Genomic DNA, 16,835 nt, shown 5'->3' with positions numbered 1-16,835 from the left:
GTTTGTGAAACGTATAGCGAAAACTGCTAGAGTAGAGTCGTTTTTAGCCGAAATAGCGGAGTGTTACGTGCACGTTTTACTGATTGAAGATGATCTCCATATAACCCGTTTTCTGACTCAAGGGTTTCGTCAGGAGGGTTATACCGTGATGCATGCAGGTGATGGTATCGACGGTCTCCATTTAGCGACAACAGAGCATTATGATGTCATCGTATTAGATATCATGCTGCCCAAAAAAGACGGACTTGAAGTTTTGGCGGAACTGAGAGGATTGGGGTATGGCACGCCTGTTATCATACTCAGTGCTAAGCATTCCGTAGAAGAGCGCGTGCTCGGACTGCAATCTGGGGCTGATGATTATTTAGTGAAACCATTTTCATTTTCTGAATTGTCTGCACGTTGCCAAATTTTAACGCGTCGAGAAAGGGCACAAGCAGCACCTGCGCATCAGCTCTGTTATGGTGACTTGAAACTAGATCAGTTAAAGCGCACGTTATATCGCGATGACCAACTGATTAATCTGAACCAGCGTGAGTTTTCGCTCATCACGCTGTTGTTACAAAAACCAGAAACGGTGTTATCTAAAATGGTTATTTTGGAGCAAATCTGGGGTTATCAGTTTGATCCGCAAACCAATGTTGTGGATGTACTGGTGTGTCGCTTGAGGAGTAAGGTCGACAAGGACTTTAAACAGCCTTTGATCCACACGATAAGAGGAGTCGGCTATGTCCTCAAATCAGAGTGTTGAGCAGGCATTAGCAAGTACACAGCGTCAGCTGTTCTTGCGGTTTATGACGATATTGTTGAGCTGTTTAGTATTGATTGAAATCGTTGTCGGCGTCCTGTTTTTTTATGACCTTTATAAAACAGAAAAAAAGATCCTTAATTCATTGTCGATTGAGTATCAACGAATTATTAAATTTGAGTCTGATGAAAAACTGATCCATGTACTGAGTGGCAATCCACAACGCTTGATTGACAATAATATTGCTGCGTTTTCTGTTACGCCATCTGAGTCGGTGTTGTTTATCGCCGGAGACGCTAACTTACCTGCTGACCTTAATTTGAACTATTACTTACCGAATGATAAATGGTGGTTTACAGCCTTTATCATGGAACCGTATATCGCGCTGAAAATGCAAGGCAATGCACAGGACTTTGTATTATTGCTGGATAATAAAGCCCGCTATCCGAGCGTAGTACGACAATGGTCGATGACTTTTTTTGCCTTGATCATACTGGTGATTTTTACCTCAGTGTTTATCCGTCGGTTAATTAAAAATACCATGTCACCTTTGGTGATTTTGGGTGAGCAATTGGATAAATTGAGTGCAGGTTCGTTAGATTCATTTTCAGCATACCGTGAGCGCGACCATAACAATGGGCTTGACGCCATTAACCAGAGTGTACACTTGGCCATATCGAGATTACACCAGGTGATTGTGACCATGGATACTACCGTCGATGCGATTGCGCATGATATAAGGACACCGCTTGCACGTATTACCCTTGCTTCAGAAAGTGCATTATTGGGTTTTCATCAACATAAAGAAAAAGCAGAGATGGAAATGGCCAATGCGTTGAGTGATTGCGCTGAGCATGCCGAACAGGCAAGTAATATGCTCAAAGCTTTGATGAAATTGAATGATGAGCTGACTGAAAAACGACAAATCCAATGTGTACCTACTGATATTAATGCTGTTATTTCCCGTGTCGCGCACTGGTATGAAGGGATTGCAGAGGAAAAAAACATTACGGTTAGTTGTGTGACTCCCGCGGGGATGATAATTGATTCAGATGCGGACAAGCTGACACAAGTACTGGTTAATTTGGTCGATAATGCCCTGAAATATACTGATGCTGGTGGCGAGATCATGCTCACGTCTTCGATGCAACAAGATGGCAGAATCCAAATTCAAGTCATTGATAGTGGCGTCGGTATTGCCCGTGAGCATCAGGAGTTGGTGTTTAAGCGCCTGTATCGAGTAGACCCCAGTCGCAGTAATACCGACGGTTACGGACTGGGACTTTCGCTGGCGTTGGCGATGTTGAGTAATATAGGGGGGACGCTATCGCTTGAATCTGAACTTGGTAAAGGCAGTGTTTTTACCATTAAGCTCGAAGTTATTATGGATGATTCAAAAATTTATCGCGCAGTAAATGGATCATGACGCGGGTTTTCTCGGGTAAAAATTGACGTGAAGAATACACCAGGGTCATGGCAATTTCGGACTGATAAATATCAGGTAGTAAATGAACTAATTCGCCTTGTGCAAGTTGTTGCTGCACTAAAATCATCGGCAGTAATGCAATACCATGTCCCGATTGTGCCATCTTATTTACTAACCCAAGATCTTCCGATACTAGACGTATCGTTAATCCTTCAGGCAGGATACTTGAATCATAACGACTGGTTAAAATGGCATGCTCAAACAGGTCGTTCAGACATTGCGGTTGCGGATGAATTGTCAGGTAATGTGGTGAACAAAATAGGCCTTTTTTTGATGGGAAAAAGACTTGCTGCACATAATCTTCATTAATAATATCGACGACATCGGGCAGTAGTTGCAGGTCGATATTTTCTCGTTTTAGATCGACACTTTCATGCCGGTGAATAATTTCTAAGGTGATATCTGGAAATTGGCGCGCATAATCATCGAGCAATTCAGCAAACAGGGTTGAAGCAATAAACGCTGCAGGTACGGCAATGCGCAATACTCCTTGCAGACTTTGCTGTTGGTTTTTAAGCAGCGAGATGGCTTGATTTACGTCGCTCAATGGCTGGTTAATGTGTTGATACAGCAAGCGACCATGTTCGGTCATCTCGATCTGTCGAGTTGTGCGGATAAGTAACTGGCAGCCTAGCGCTTTCTCTAATTCTTGTAATCGGCGACTGACCTTAGAACGTTGCAACCCATGCGCTTGTGCCGCAGCGCTGATACCGCCATGTCTTACCGTTAATATGAATAAGTACAGATCATCCATCGATGCTTTCATTGCTATTTTCATTAATCGTCCTATTTATGAGACGCAAGTGCCATATTAATCATTGTATTTAATCAAGTCGAATATTTCTATAATCTCTCACTGTTTTATTCGTCATCGGAAATTTAAATGTCTCATACCCAGTCCACTTTTCATCGTTGGATGCGCCGTCTTATCGTCTTGTTTATTGTCTTTATGGCTTACATCATCGTGGCGGATAGATACGTTCCGTTAACGACTGAGAGTCGAGTGTATGGTTATGTAGTGCAATTAGCACCGGAAGTATCAGGGCCAATTACAGATGTTGCGATCCGTAATAATCAACATGTTGATAAAGGGGAATTGCTATTTACGATTAATAATAGCAGATACACGCTTGCGGTTAACAAGGCGAAAGTGGCGTTGCAACAAGCGTATGAGCAAGAAAAATCCTTGTATGCTCAGGTCGAAGCGGCCATAGCGAATACCGCTAGCAGTAAAGCAACTTATAACAATGCTGCCGCAGAATATCAACGTATTAGCAAGCTGGCGAAAAAACACCTGGTATCAACGTCGATGCAGGATAGTGCTTATGCAAAATATCAAGCTTCCCGTTCAACACTGCATGCGGCTGAACAACAAACATTCGCGATCAAAGCCCAATTGGGATCGGGAATTGGTGAGAGCTCGTTGGTGATGGCAGCTAAAAATAATCTTGCGCAAGCGGAGCTCGATTTATCGCACACCCACATTTATGCGCCTAACGCTGGCGTGATCTCTAATCTGCAATTGGAAGTAGGAGCGATGGCAACCGCGAACCTACCTATGCTGACGTTTATTTCCAGTGATTCATTGTGGGTGGCGGCGGATTTTCGTGAGAAGGCCACGGCGCTGATTAGTAACACATCGGCAGCTTATGTCACTTATGATGCGCTACCTGGTCAAGTATTTGATTTCGCCATCGGTAGTCGTGACTTTGGCGTGGCGTCTGCACAGCAAACTGCCAGTGGTAAGTTAACATCAGTAGAAGTGAGTAACCGTTGGGTACGTGATGCTCAGCGTATTCGGGTTAACTTAATCAGTGAAGAGGCCATCCCTGTGCAATTGTTTGTTGGCTCGCGGGCGACTGTCGTGCTTTATCCTGCCGGTAATGTGTGGTGGCAAACACTAGCAAGCCTACAAATAAAGCTCGCAGGTCTACTGCATTATATTTACTAACTATATCGATTAATTCTGTTATTAGTGCTGTTTAGTGCAGCGGAGAGAACACGATGAAAACAATGCGACTGTGGTTTGCTTGTGTTTTTGGCTTGGCCTTAAGTATGGTGTTTGGCTGGTCATATGGATTTTTTTGCGATATTGTTGCCGACGTTTATTATCGCCCGCGCTGATCATTTTAATGTCAGCTTAATTAATCAAATGGTACTCGGTATTGTTTGGGTTAGTTTGGAAGTGAATTTTATTTGCGGATTTTTGCAACCTTATCCGTGGTTAATGACTGTCGCTGTCGCTATTTTATTTATGAGTAAATGTATCGCGATGACTAAACCAAGCGGTTATCTGTTTGGTTTTACCGGCTTGCTGGTGGGCTCTATTGCGCTTAACTTTATGAGTTATCCTGGTTTTGATAGTGAAGAGTTTACGCTGACATTGTGGGTCAGTGCGTTGGCTATCTACCCTATCTGCGGGCTGGCGTATTACTTGTTTAGCGAACCTGACCATGAACCAGAGTATAAATCTGAACCTGCGAAATTACAGCCAAAAAATGTACCTGTGCAGCACGCTCATATCGACGTATTACGACAAACAGCCATGGGGTGGACTATTTCCATGTTGGCTTTTTTAATCTTTCAATTTGGTGATTTGAGTGACTCTGTATCTGCGCAAGCGTCTATTTTTATTGTGCTTACGCCAATGACATTTATCGGTGCAATGGCGGCGGCTAAAATTCGCATTAGTGGTACATTACTCGGTTGTGTGGCAGGTATGGCGATCCAATTGGGTTTATCAAGTTGGGCTAACAATGGTCTGTTATTTTTGATGGCGTTTGCGATCGCTGTTGGTTTTTTTGCTTGGCTATTGGCTTTAGGTGGGGTTAAAGGCGGACTTGGTTTCTCGGCCATGAGCGCGTTAAGTGTGCCGCTGACCACCACTTTTCAACCTGGCCAACAAGATGCATTTTTCGCTATTGTTTATCGCTTTAGCTCTATCACCTTTGCTGTCATCCTCACATCGCTGGCAATATGGCTTACCCATCATTTTTTAGTTCGAGTGATTAAAGTACCGCATGAATATGATTGAGTTATAACAGCGTGGCTTGGTTTTCGTATTTCATTTATAAAATTTGTTTTAAATTATATTGATGGGTTATGTCGGTGTGACAATTAAGCTCTTGTTAATCTTCTGCTTATATTTGTGCTTATATTAAGCATGTAATACGAATGCTTTCTTATAGTCTATTCATTTGATGGTATTAATTGTTTTATAAATATGCTGTTACTATTATGTATTTATTAAATATCATATAAATGTAATTTAAACATTGCGTTGTTTACTTTGTTAGAGAGATAATCTGGATAAGGTTAATGGTTGATTTAATGTTGTTTAATTGATTCTATATTGATTATGTTTATTTCATTTTAACCACTTGAGTTATGACTATAAAGGTTCTGCCATTTTTTGCGAATCAAAGAATATAGGTACTATATGCTAGACATTGTAATCATTGAGGATGATCTTCAGTTACGAGAAATGTTGTGTTATTTTCTCTCTGAAATAGAGGGTTATGATATCGACAGTCTTGATACTGGTGATGGTGCTGTAGAATTCATAATTAAAAAACAACCCAAACTTGTGCTCCTAGATATACAGCTTCCGCATACTTCTGGATTAAGCGTGCTTAAAACGTTAAAAGAGCAGAAATTTGAAGCGCCAATAGTAATGATGACCGCCAACGATACAGAGCTAACAGAAACAAACTCTCTGCTTTTAGGCGCAAATGATTACGTTACTAAACCGATCAGAACGAAAGTGTTAAGTGAACGAATCAAGCGTCAACTAGACCTATATTTATTTGAAAATAAAGTTGACGAACAACAAGATGAAAATTTAAGCCGTGATCAGTTTTATCTCAGTGCCCAGCATTCGAGTGTGTTTTACAATCAAATTCAGATCAAACTCATTCCCTCGGAATATGAATTATTAGAAATATTGTCAGATGCGGAGAAGCCTATATCTGTCGCTGTATTATTCGAACAAATTCATGGTTTTAGTTATCACGAAGAAGACCGTTCTATATATATGCGTATTTCCTCGTTGAGAAAAAAACTTGCTATATACCTGCCGGGTGTTGAGTTGATAAAAAATCGACGTTCGAAAGGCTTCTTTCTTTCTTACCCTATGATAAAACAATGAAAACATTCATTACCCAAGTCTTTACTTCCGTGATATTGGGCTATATTGTCAGTTCAATTATTTCTGATATTTTCATAAACCCTCAAAAGAAAACGCTTGAAGACCAGCTTAACCTTAACCGTGTCGAAATGGTGATAAAGGGTTTTGTAAACCATGACAACCATACTCATACCGATGCGGCGGTCTGGCAGTTTCAATGCAATGCAGACTCTAATTACGCTACAAATTTATCACAGGACAATTTACATTCGATTACACGCAGTTATGACGATATTAAGTTTATTCGAGCGACTTTTGATAGTAAAGCCTACGAGAATGATCCTGTGGTGAAGGAGCTAAAGAAAATTGAATTAATAGATGATGCCATTCAAATTTTATGCACCTTGATGATTTTGTTGATATCGCTTCGAGCGTGGAGTAATGGGATCATGTCTCTTCACTTCTTATCAGAGAGCTATTCTGACGGGAAGTTTAAGACCCGAGTTGAAGAAACTGGACCTGAGTCGATTCGGAGTTTGATACGTAATCAGCATAAGATGGCGAGTGCGATTGATGAACTGATTATTAAACAAAAAATGCTTTATGCAACACTACCACATGATATAAGAACTCCCTTAGCTGCTATTCAGCTAACCAGCGATATACTGGTGTCGAATAAAGGTAATAATGAATTTCTTTTAGAGCGTTTGGGTACGCAAGTTTGTAGCTTAAATACGCTGTGTGAAAGCAGCCTCCACCTTTTTAAACTGTTGAATAAAGAAGTGGTGTTGTGCAAAGAAAAAATTAATTTGGTTGATGTTTTGGAATCTACAATATCAACGCTTGGAGGGCATAAAAATTTCGAGATAGTTAACTGTTCTAAAACAATCCAAAGTGATGAAAAGCTGCTTAAAATTCTATTTTTAAATATTCTATCTAATGCTGAACGTTATGCAAATGACACGATTCGAATTTCACTTACATCTTACCCTAATACAGATGTGGTGAGAATTAAGGATGACGGTAAGGGTTTTTCAGAAAAAACAATATCAGCCGTTAATAAGGGGGATATTGCTAATATCTTAAGCAAAGATGGATTTGGTATTGGTTTGGTTTTAATATTCGAATTAACTAAGATTTTGAACGGGAAGGTTTTTCTTCACAATAATAGCAATGGTGGGCAGGTTACACTGGTAATGAACCATTAAACGGTGATCTCTCTAAAAAACACCCCTCCCTTTTTATCATAAATGAGGGGAGGGATATTTCGCGTAATACTCTATTTCTAACTTATAGAATTCTTCAATTCAGCTAGATATTTAATTGTTTCTGATAGCTCAGAAATAGACTTATGTGGGCGCATATTTATTTGATACTTGCCGTTTATAATGATGCTTGGAATTTGCATGATGTTAGCTTGTGCTGTCAGTCTTTCTGAACGAGCTAGCTGTGTATTAACTCGAGCTTGCTGTTCTATTGTCAGTTGACTGATTGGGTTAAGTTGGTAACGGGTAAACAGGTTCCCCACCGAGCTACCTGTCATTGGTGCTGATGCTTGAACAAGCAAAAAGAGTTCACGGATAAAATCATCTGGAAGATCTTTATTTTGAACTGTAGCAGAGTAATACAGTGTTGCTGCGGATCGCGTTACATCATCAAATACGACATGTGTTTTATATATATGCTGCTGGCTCTGCTTACTGATATTAGGCAATATCATGCTTAACTTCCAACAAGGCCGACAAGTTAAAGAGAAAAACTTCTCAACGCCAAGGCTTTCTTCATAGAAATCATCTTTGATTTTATCGTAATGTTTACCTTCAATCGCTTCAGCATAAGCAGTCGTATTCTGAGACAGTAGTAATGCGATGAACATCAATTTTAGTATTGAACAAGCTCGTTTCATTATTTCTCCTAGCGTTTTAATCGTGGATACCTTCTAAAGTGTAAGTAACCGGTAACAGCCAGTCTTTAAGGAAGTGTAAGCTGCGTTGCGTGTTAACAGTTTAAACTCCCTTGGTTTTCCTTAGTGTGTATTTTTTTCGTTATTTGATTAAATAGAATCAACTTAATCGAAGAGATCAATTTTAGATTCTCTGTATCAATTTCATCTACTGTAAGGTCGAAAACTATGATCACTAAATTATATGTAAAATCAGCTATTGCACTTCACGAATTTAAAACAGATCAACGTGGTGTTACCGCTATCGAATACGCAATTATTGGCGTTGCTATCTCATCTATCGTATTAGCCGTATTCAATGGTACTTTGCGCGAATCACTGACTGCAGCAATGGGGACTATTACGGGCAATATTTCAGCAGCTAATACGCCTAACTAATAAGTTATTTGATGGCATTTTATTTGTGGCTATTTTTAGCCACATTATCTGCTTTTATCTGTATTTCAGATTTTAAAAGCAGGCACATATCGAATTTTAATTGCATGTGCATATTTGTATTGTGCTTGCTTATTTTTATTAATAATTACGATTATCTCAGCATCATTAATTCAAGTTTGGTTTTAATCAGTGGGTTTATTCTCAATCGATTCAATATGATTGGGGGTGGAGACGTAAAACTACTGTTTTCTTTTTCAATTGCAATTACCCCAAATTATTTACTGCTGACCATTATGGTCATTATTTTTATTGGTGGTTTACAAGCCGCAATACTTATTCTTTTTTCTTGGTTCAAAAGAGAACCCTATACGCGCGGAGTGCCATATGGCTTCGCTATTTGTATTGGGTCGTTATTTGGTATCGCGGCATCAATCTAGGAACGTTGTGTGAAGTCTAAACTCATTTTAAGCCTTGCTGTTGGGCTAATTATCATCGGTTTGTATGGTATTGCAGGTAGCTTAAGTCGCCCCGACACTATTGCTCCGCTTATTGAAGCGCAGGAGCAAGACACGCTAGTAGAAAAGCGAAAAACGTGGTGGTTAAAAAAAGAAGTTGCTCGCGGTGAAACCGTAAAGCGTAGTGATGTTGAAATCCGATATTTAACTGAAACAGAAGCGAATCAAAATGGGGTTGATACCGAGATGGCTATCAATTTCACATCGGACGCTGTTTATGGTCAAAAGCTATCAAAGAGCACTCTGCTATTTTCTGACATGCTGGTATCTCCACAAGACCAAGGGTATATCGACCTAGTATTGGCCCCAAATCGAGTACCTTATGTGTTACGTGTACCCGCTGAAACGGTCGTTGGCGGAGCTGTTCGCAATGGCATGTATGTTGATTTGGTGGCGCTAACATTACCTCAGTCATTGATGACTATCGAAGTTGGAGCCGCTGCTGCAAGGACTGCACGAATGATTGGGGTTAACCCCGTACTTTTGCACATAAAAATACTTAAAGTTGTAGAACAAGTGCTTACCAACACGAGCGAGTTAGAAACGACGTCAACTGATGTTGACATTGTATTGGAATTGACGAGAAAGCAAGTTGCTAAGTTAACCGTTGCCAAGCGTATTGCTGAGATAGAGGTACACAAGTCAATTGGTGACTATACAGCTGGTGATCTAAAGGCTGACGCTGGTGATGTATTACCGGACTTTAAGTCTGTAACTGAAATGCGCGCTGATGATGTGGTGATAAAATAAATGAGAAATATAAGATTAAATATACACGTTCTGTTGAGAATTATCATCGTATTATGTTTAAGCACACTTCCAAATATTGCTTATGCAGCGAAATGGATTTATATCGATAATGGCGATGCGCATACAGTAACAACGAAGCGTGAAATTGGCACCATATTTATTAGCGATCCAAGCGTGGCCAATTATCAAGTTATCGATAAACATAAAGCCATTATTTATGCCAAAAAACGTAGCCAAACACATCTCATTATTTTTGATGAAGATGGAGAGACAATACTGAATTACAAAATCGTGGTTGCCCGTAATCTGGCTAGTATTCGAAATCATATTCGCCATTTGTTCCCTACGCAAAAGGTGACACTGACTAATGTGGACACGCAAGTATTGGTACGAGGAATTGTGTCTTCTCAGGACGTGCTAGATAAGATTCTGAATCTTGTATCAAAGTCAGTAAATGCGCCTAATAGTAGAAATATACCGGTATACGATAGAAATAATAAAATAAAGAAAAAAACTTACCCCGGTGTATTGAATGAACTTGAGTTGGCGGTAACCAAACAAGTCAATGTTAAGTTATCGATTGCAGAAGTTTCACATACTTTTCTTGAACATATCGGTGTCGAATATGGCTCAATATTAAATCAAAATTTCACGGCTGGCGAGTTTGTGAAAAATTTAACGGCCGGATCTAGTTCAGATATTTTCTCTTGGCTTTCGGCTACAGGGAATGACTCACTAGGACAAATATTAGCAGAGCCTAATTTGTCTGTGATTTCAGGCGAGTCTGCAGAGTTTCTGGTTGGCGGTGAGTTACCTGTCATTTTTCATGAGGATGGTGGTACGAGGGTGACATATAAAGAATATGGCATCAAACTTACCGTCTCTGCAGAAGTACTACAAGACAGTAAGATCAGGTTATCTCTTGAACCTGAAGTCAGTAACTTAGACACCCAGTTTGCAGATAATACATACAATTTACCTGCACTTAAAACCCGTAGAGCTAAAACTACGGTTGAATTGGGTGACGGTCAGAGTTTTTTACTCGGGGGCCTACTCAGTACTGAAGATAAAGAAGTATTAAAAAAAGTCCCTTTGATATCAGAAATTCCCCTGTTAGGTGCGCTGTTTAGAAAGACAGAGACTGAACGCAATAAAACTGAGCTTGTTATTGTTGCGACCGTTAATCTTGTAAAACCGATTAGCGCAGATCAAATTCAACTTCCTACGATGCATAGAACAACAACCCTAAGTCGCTTTTTTGCTGTTGAACAGTCGTTTTCGGTAGAGAGCGAAAAATGGACCGAACAGTTACTGTCAAATGGAGGTTTTAAGCTGTGATACATATTAAAGCAATGATCATGACCAGTATGTTGTTTCTGACGGCTTGTGCTGACCGTGCCGATGTCACGAGCGGTATTAATGTCGATATAGTACCAATACACTATGCATTGTCATTAAACTTGAATAAAAGCAACAGAGTAGAGGTGAAAGAGAAGCTAAATGCGTACCTTACTGACCAGAAAGGTAACATTTTATTTGGCACTGTTGAAATGTACGTTGCGAATAATACCGCGTATAAATTTGCTAAAAAAGTTGAATCTCAATTACACGAACAAGGTGTTGAAGCCTCTATGATAAGCATTGAACGTGTTAAGCAGCCTCTTAAACAGCGTTTTGATTATGTTATCAGGGTCACACGACATCAAGTGACGGTACCCATTTGTCGTTCTGCGCAATCGGGTGACTTCTTTCATCATAGTTTAGGTTGCTCCGTAGACGCAATACGCTGGAAATCAATGACCCGTCCCGAAAGTATATTGAATCAATCAGAAATGGATACTCGTCCATCAAAGGCTTTGTAATGCTGGATATTGTAGATCTGCTCAAATCAAAAAATGCTGAAACAGTAAGAAATGAAGACTTTTTTTCAGCGGTATTATTTAACCAAACACTCGAATGTAAAGAGTTGGTAGAAGAGGCATTTCGTTTTGAAGGCATAACTACGCCTGCGAGTATCGAGAATTCCGATGAAAATATTCGTCGCCATGTCAGAGAGTCTTCAGTCGAAGTTGTGCTTGTTGATCTTAATCGAAGTCAAAATGTTGCCAAAGATATGGAAAGAATCTCACACCTACTGCCCAATCATGCCTCTGTTATTGTGATCGGCAGTGAGGACGCTATATCGACAATCCGAAATTTAAAGCAGATGGGCTTTTATTATCTGTTTTGGCCAATTACGAAAGTTGAACTAGTCGATTTTGTAAAACATGTTTACGAAAATCGTAAGCAGCAAGCAGGACTGGGGAAGAACCGAATCGCTAAAAAAGTGGCATTTTGGGGTTCTAAAGGTGGCCTGGGTACGACGCTGTTAACGAGTGAAGTTGGGTTAATTTTAAGTGACTTAAAAAATAGTTCGTGTGTGATCGTCGATCATAACTTTACCGGTGGTGATATTGATATTTTTTTGGGGATCCCTGACTTTGAAAAACGTTCTGTTCAGAAAGGCGGATTAACAACGAGTATGGACTTTAGTTATGCCACAAGTATGACGAAGAAAGTGAACGATATGCTGTCGGTTATATCAATCGAATCCGCTGAACTAAATGAATTAGAGCTAAAAGAGTATATCCGTATTTTTGCAACTGAATTAGCTAAACAGAACAATTTTATATTAGAAGATCTTTCGCGTTCGGTGAATAGTAAAAAGGATCTACTTTACGTTTCTCTGGAGTGCGACATTTTCGTGCTAATTATTGAACCAAGTGTGTCGAGTGTAAGAGAGGCATGTCGCCTTATTGCTGAACTGGATAAAATAGGTTCGCCGCTTAGATGTATTTTGGTGATGAATTACACCAAGCCTGAAGTGTCTGCCACTATAAGTCGAGCTGAAGTTGAAAAATGTTTAGGACAAAAGATCGATATTGTGTGTGACTTTGACAAAAGTGCAAGTAAGGAAATTATCGAAGGTAAGCATATTTATCAACTCAATACCGCATTGTCTAATAATCTACATAAGCTAACGGGATTGATCCTTGGCCAGCAGGTTGTACCTATTAAACGCTTTTCAATTAAGCAGTTATTCAAAGGGCTATCGTAATGGGGATGTCGGTTTACGCTAGATTGAGGTTGCAAATTTTCGATGCGCTTGAAGCTGAAGCGGTCAATAGTCTTACGAAGGAACAATTAGCGAGACAGTTGTCTGGGGCTATTGATTTACTGGCTGATCGCCAGGGATTACCGCTTACAACTGTGATAAGAGCTGAGTTTGTCAAAAGTTTAATTGATGAAATTCATGGCTTAGGCCCTTTGCAATCACTAATGGATGACGAGAGTATCAGTGACATTATGATCAATGGTCCGAGTCATGTGTTCATTGAGCGAAATGGTTTAGTAGAGCGTTCAGTTGCGTCGTTTATAGATGAGGAACAACTACTTCAAATCGCGAAACGTATTGCTAACCGAGTTGGAAGACGTGTCGATGCATCACAGCCAACTTGCGACGCGCGTTTAGCCGATGGCAGTCGTGTGAATATAGTGATTCCACCTGTGGCATTAGATGGGACATGCATATCGATACGTAAGTTTAAAAAAAGTAGTATCGGCTTGGAAAAATTAGCTGAGTTTGGTGCAATGTCTCCAGAAATGGCGCAATTATTGATGATCGCGGCTCATTGTCGTTTGAATATTTTGATTTCTGGTGGTACCGGTTCAGGTAAAACGACCATGTTGAATGCGCTTTCCCAATTTATTTCTGAGAACGAGCGGATCGTGACAATTGAAGATGCCGCCGAGCTTAAGCTTCAGCAGCCTCATGTGGTACGGCTTGAAACGAGGACGGCAGGTATTGAAGGAAATGGTGCGATTACACAGCGTGATCTCGTGATTAATTCACTGCGTATGAGACCAGATCGGATCATTGTTGGTGAATGTCGAGGCGCAGAAGCCTTTGAAATGCTACAAGCGATGAATACGGGTCATGATGGCTCAATGTCGACACTACACGCGAATACGCCAAGGGACGCACTTGCACGTGTAGAAGCAATGGTCATGATGGCGACCAATAATTTACCGCTTGAAGCAATTAGAAGAACGATCGTGAGTGCCGTTGACTTGGTTATTCAAATTAACCGTTTGCATGATGGTAGCAGAAAAGTCATGAGTATAACGGAAGTCGTTGGTTTAGAAGGCAGTAATGTTGTGCTCGAAGAAATATTTCGTTTTCAACCTAAAATTTCTCAGGGGCAGAGTGGAAAGGTCAACGGCAACTTCATCACAGCTGGTTTGATGCAGCGATCTGTGTTGGTGGAAAAGGCGCGATTTTTTGGTTTGGAAGACAAGCTATCAGCAGCATTTCGGGTCGGAGAACCGGCATGATAGCAAGTTTATGCCTTTGCTTAGGTGGTGCTTTACTGCTTTTAGTATTGAAGCCAAATCGGATAAATAAAAAAAAGTATTTGGAACATTTAAATCGTTCAGTACTTGTCAGTTCGATGGACGAAAATCAACAAGCATTGAATTTTAGCTCGCTTACCGCGCTGAGCTGGAAGCAAAAGTCGAACAGAATATTGAAGAATATAGAGCGCTATCTTGGGCAAGGCGCGAGCTTTAAAGCTGGGCTATTTATAATCAGCATTATTGTGTTATCACACTTTATAAACATGACCTTTTTCCGGACGCACTGGTTTTTTGTGTCACCTCCGGTGTTACTTGTCTCCACCTTAGTTGGCTATTTATGGCTTGCAAAGCGGGCGAAGAATAACTTTGAAGCTTCTTTTCCCGATGCGCTTAACATGCTTGCAAGTGCAGTGAGTGCTGGTGAAAGTATCATGCACGCGATTATTTTTGTTGGACAGTCGCTAGATAATGATGTTGGTCGAGAATTTAAATTGATGGGAGAACGACTTCAGTTGGGTGAAACGCCAGATAAGGTTTTTCAAAAGTCTTGTATACGTTATCCATATCCTACGTTCCAGTTTTTTGTTATCACGTTGCGCGCAAATATGCAGCGTGGTGGTCAACTTAAAGAAATTATAACGCGACTGAATCGCTTGATCTTTGATTCGAATGCGATAGAAAAAAAGAAATATGCCATGACATCTGAGGCAAGAGCTTCAGCTAAGATTGTCGGCGCTATTCCATTTATATTCCTGTTTATATTGCAATATCTAAGCCCTGAAAATTTTGAATTTGTTATGTTTAGTGACTCAGGTAAGCCCATTCTTTATTACGTATTGGTGAGCGAATTCATCGGTATGACCATCATTTGGTCATTAATGAAAGGGGTGAAGTAATGCTAGGAAGCCAAAATGAGCTGTTCTTATTACTGATGCTAATTACTGCTGGCGTAGGTTTACTTGGTTTTTATACATTTGTGTTGTGGAAGCGGAAGCTCAAGCTGTCGAAGCTTAGTATTGTTAAGTTAAATGAAGGTGAGGTTCCTTATATAAAAAAGGCTGAAGCTCAGATTCAGAAAACATTAAATGACCGTAAAAAAACGACTAAAAATGCATTTGAGGCCGCAGGTTTTTATCATGTTTCTTGGGCTGAACATTATCTTAAGGTCAAGTACACGTTGCTTATTATTGGATTGTGCGTGTATTACTTTTTGCTATCGAGCGAGTCGATAGAGATAACTCAACATGTGGTATTTGTTGCTGTATGGGTTTTGATATGCGTAGTCATCCCCGATTTATATATAGATGCAAAAACAAAACAGCTGCGTAATAAAATAGCAAACAAGTTACCTTACTTATTAGATCTAATGGCTGTTTGCATACAAACAGGTATGACTATTGAGTCTTCTATACGTTATTTATCTAAAGAAATGGCTGCATTTGACCGAGATATTAGCCATTTCCTAGATAAAACAAATGAGCGCTCAAAGATTGTTGGTTTGGAAAAAGCGTTAGATGAACTATATGAGTTAGTACCAAGTAATGAAATGCGCAGTTTTGTTGTCACCCTTAAACAAAGCCTTAGATATGGTACATCCATATACAGTATTTTAACTACGCTAGCGAAAGATATACGTGAACTACAGATGTTAGGAATGGAAGAGAAAATTGGTAAGTTGGCTGCAAAAATGTCAATTCCATTGATTGTATTTATTATGGTTCCGATTGTTATCTTAATCGCGGCTCCAGGTGTTATGAGGTTAATGCAAAGTGTATAGATACCTGTTTATTATATTAGTATCGCTTGTCTCTGGTTGTGCCGCTAATAACAATGATTCGATTTCCAGTTCACTCAATTTTTATGAACAGACTCAAAATAAGCACAAAATGATTGAGCTGTATAAGGCTGAACTAAAGTCCGAAGAAAATGACAATATCAGAACCAAGTTGGCGAATACTTATTTATCGATTAATGACTATGAATCAAGTTTGTTCACGCTGGAACCTCTGTTACAACAAGATGAAGTTTCTATCGATATATTAGAAATAAAAGCGACAGCACTATACAAAAGTGAAGATTTTGATAATGCGTTACTTACATGCGAAGAAATAATAGAGAAGAGCGACGTAAACCCAGAAGTTGAAAATTTAATGGGGCTGATTTATGCGGGGAATAATAACTACGAACAATCAAGAATCTATTTTAACCGTTCGAGAACACATTTTCACGACGATGTAATTATCCAAAATAATTTGGCTGTTTTAGATTTGCTGGAAGGACATCCACAGGCTTCAATTACGCGTTTAATGCCACTTTATACTAAAAATCCAACTGATATAAAAATAAAGACTAACTTGATAATCGCTTTCTCTCAAATTAATGATGTAAGTGCTGTTAGACGTATTTTAATGGCCAGTTATTCGCAACATGAAATAGACGAAATCGTCACCGCATTAATTAAATTGAAACCGCTATAG

The 16,835-nt window shown here is 39.8% G+C and carries 19 protein-coding genes; 17 read left to right on the top strand and 2 right to left on the bottom strand.

Features of this window, described 5'->3' with window-relative positions; translation table 11 throughout:
• Positions 1-67 precede the first annotated feature (67 nt).
• On the top strand, positions 68-748 hold the full coding sequence (locus JFU56_RS05085; RefSeq protein WP_198436184.1) for a response regulator: 681 nt from the start codon (positions 68-70) through the stop codon (positions 746-748).
• Complete coding sequence (locus tag JFU56_RS05080; RefSeq protein WP_242065863.1) at positions 726-2,171, top strand: cell wall metabolism sensor histidine kinase WalK; 1,446 nt, start codon at positions 726-728, stop codon at positions 2,169-2,171. The genes JFU56_RS05085 and JFU56_RS05080 overlap by 23 nt, the downstream gene beginning before the upstream one ends.
• Here the strand turns inward: JFU56_RS05080 and JFU56_RS05075 are convergent.
• Complete coding sequence (locus tag JFU56_RS05075) at positions 2,128-3,009, bottom strand: LysR family transcriptional regulator (RefSeq protein WP_242065862.1); 882 nt, start codon at positions 3,007-3,009, stop codon at positions 2,128-2,130. The two genes, JFU56_RS05080 and JFU56_RS05075, sit on opposite strands and share 44 nt — an antisense overlap.
• Positions 3,010-3,114: 105 nt before the next feature.
• Between JFU56_RS05075 and JFU56_RS05070 the strand changes: the two genes are divergently transcribed.
• The 5 genes from JFU56_RS05070 to JFU56_RS05055 all read left to right on the top strand — a co-directional run bounded on the left by JFU56_RS05070 (position 3,115) and on the right by JFU56_RS05055 (position 7,565).
• Positions 3,115-4,182: an HlyD family secretion protein gene (locus JFU56_RS05070; protein WP_198436183.1), complete on the top strand. Its 1,068-nt coding sequence runs from the start codon at positions 3,115-3,117 to the stop codon at positions 4,180-4,182.
• A 53-nt stretch (positions 4,183-4,235) separates the two neighbouring features.
• The gene (locus JFU56_RS23015; RefSeq protein ID WP_306341623.1) at positions 4,236-4,355 is read left to right on the top strand and encodes a DUF2955 domain-containing protein; all 120 of its coding nucleotides are present in this window, start codon (positions 4,236-4,238) and stop codon (positions 4,353-4,355) included.
• Positions 4,306-5,265, top strand: a complete 960-nt coding sequence (locus JFU56_RS05065; protein WP_242065861.1) for a DUF2955 domain-containing protein — start codon at positions 4,306-4,308, stop codon at positions 5,263-5,265. Before JFU56_RS23015 ends, JFU56_RS05065 begins: the two co-directional genes overlap by 50 nt.
• A gap of 405 nt (positions 5,266-5,670) precedes the next feature.
• Complete coding sequence (locus tag JFU56_RS05060) at positions 5,671-6,378, top strand: response regulator transcription factor (RefSeq protein WP_198436182.1); 708 nt, start codon at positions 5,671-5,673, stop codon at positions 6,376-6,378.
• On the top strand, positions 6,375-7,565 hold the full coding sequence (locus JFU56_RS05055; protein WP_198436181.1) for a sensor histidine kinase KdpD: 1,191 nt from the start codon (positions 6,375-6,377) through the stop codon (positions 7,563-7,565). Before JFU56_RS05060 ends, JFU56_RS05055 begins: the two co-directional genes overlap by 4 nt.
• A gap of 77 nt (positions 7,566-7,642) precedes the next feature.
• Here the strand turns inward: JFU56_RS05055 and JFU56_RS05050 are convergent, their stop codons facing one another.
• On the bottom strand, positions 7,643-8,263 hold the full coding sequence (locus tag JFU56_RS05050) for a hypothetical protein (RefSeq protein WP_242065860.1): 621 nt from the start codon (positions 8,261-8,263) through the stop codon (positions 7,643-7,645).
• A gap of 225 nt (positions 8,264-8,488) precedes the next feature.
• On the opposite strand from JFU56_RS05050, the gene JFU56_RS05045 reads away from it, so the two are divergent.
• Genes JFU56_RS05045 through JFU56_RS05000 form a run of 10 tightly spaced genes read left to right on the top strand, consistent with a single transcriptional unit; the run spans position 8,489 to position 16,835 of the window.
• Complete coding sequence (locus tag JFU56_RS05045) at positions 8,489-8,698, top strand: Flp family type IVb pilin (protein WP_198436180.1); 210 nt, start codon at positions 8,489-8,491, stop codon at positions 8,696-8,698.
• 11 nt (positions 8,699-8,709) lie between these two features.
• Positions 8,710-9,135: a prepilin peptidase gene (locus JFU56_RS05040; protein WP_198436179.1), complete on the top strand. Its 426-nt coding sequence runs from the start codon at positions 8,710-8,712 to the stop codon at positions 9,133-9,135.
• Positions 9,136-9,144: 9 nt separating this feature from the next.
• Complete coding sequence (locus JFU56_RS05035; RefSeq protein WP_198436178.1) at positions 9,145-9,963, top strand: RcpC/CpaB family pilus assembly protein; 819 nt, start codon at positions 9,145-9,147, stop codon at positions 9,961-9,963.
• Positions 9,964-11,301: a type II and III secretion system protein family protein gene (locus JFU56_RS05030; RefSeq protein ID WP_198436177.1), complete on the top strand. Its 1,338-nt coding sequence runs from the start codon at positions 9,964-9,966 to the stop codon at positions 11,299-11,301.
• On the top strand, positions 11,298-11,825 hold the full coding sequence (locus tag JFU56_RS05025; RefSeq protein WP_242065859.1) for a hypothetical protein: 528 nt from the start codon (positions 11,298-11,300) through the stop codon (positions 11,823-11,825). Before JFU56_RS05030 ends, JFU56_RS05025 begins: the two co-directional genes overlap by 4 nt.
• Positions 11,825-13,060 (top strand): chromosome partitioning protein ParA, encoded by a 1,236-nt coding sequence (locus JFU56_RS05020; protein WP_198436176.1) that lies wholly within the window; start codon positions 11,825-11,827, stop codon positions 13,058-13,060. Before JFU56_RS05025 ends, JFU56_RS05020 begins: the two co-directional genes overlap by 1 nt.
• Positions 13,060-14,337: a CpaF family protein gene (locus JFU56_RS05015; protein WP_198436175.1), complete on the top strand. Its 1,278-nt coding sequence runs from the start codon at positions 13,060-13,062 to the stop codon at positions 14,335-14,337. The genes JFU56_RS05020 and JFU56_RS05015 overlap by 1 nt, the downstream gene beginning before the upstream one ends.
• On the top strand, positions 14,334-15,254 hold the full coding sequence (locus JFU56_RS05010) for a type II secretion system F family protein (protein ID WP_198436174.1): 921 nt from the start codon (positions 14,334-14,336) through the stop codon (positions 15,252-15,254). Before JFU56_RS05015 ends, JFU56_RS05010 begins: the two co-directional genes overlap by 4 nt.
• Positions 15,254-16,135: a type II secretion system F family protein gene (locus tag JFU56_RS05005; RefSeq protein ID WP_198436173.1), complete on the top strand. Its 882-nt coding sequence runs from the start codon at positions 15,254-15,256 to the stop codon at positions 16,133-16,135. The genes JFU56_RS05010 and JFU56_RS05005 overlap by 1 nt, the downstream gene beginning before the upstream one ends.
• Positions 16,128-16,835, top strand: coding sequence for a lipopolysaccharide assembly protein LapB (locus tag JFU56_RS05000; protein WP_242065858.1), 708 nt, complete (start codon positions 16,128-16,130; stop codon positions 16,833-16,835). Before JFU56_RS05005 ends, JFU56_RS05000 begins: the two co-directional genes overlap by 8 nt.

Origin of the sequence: Moritella sp. F3 (assembly GCF_015082335.1) — a bacterium.
In the GTDB taxonomy this organism is placed as follows: domain Bacteria; phylum Pseudomonadota; class Gammaproteobacteria; order Enterobacterales; family Moritellaceae; genus Moritella.
The sequence above is the reverse complement of the archived record's forward strand: the minus strand, read 5'-3'. Positions and strand labels throughout refer to the sequence as shown.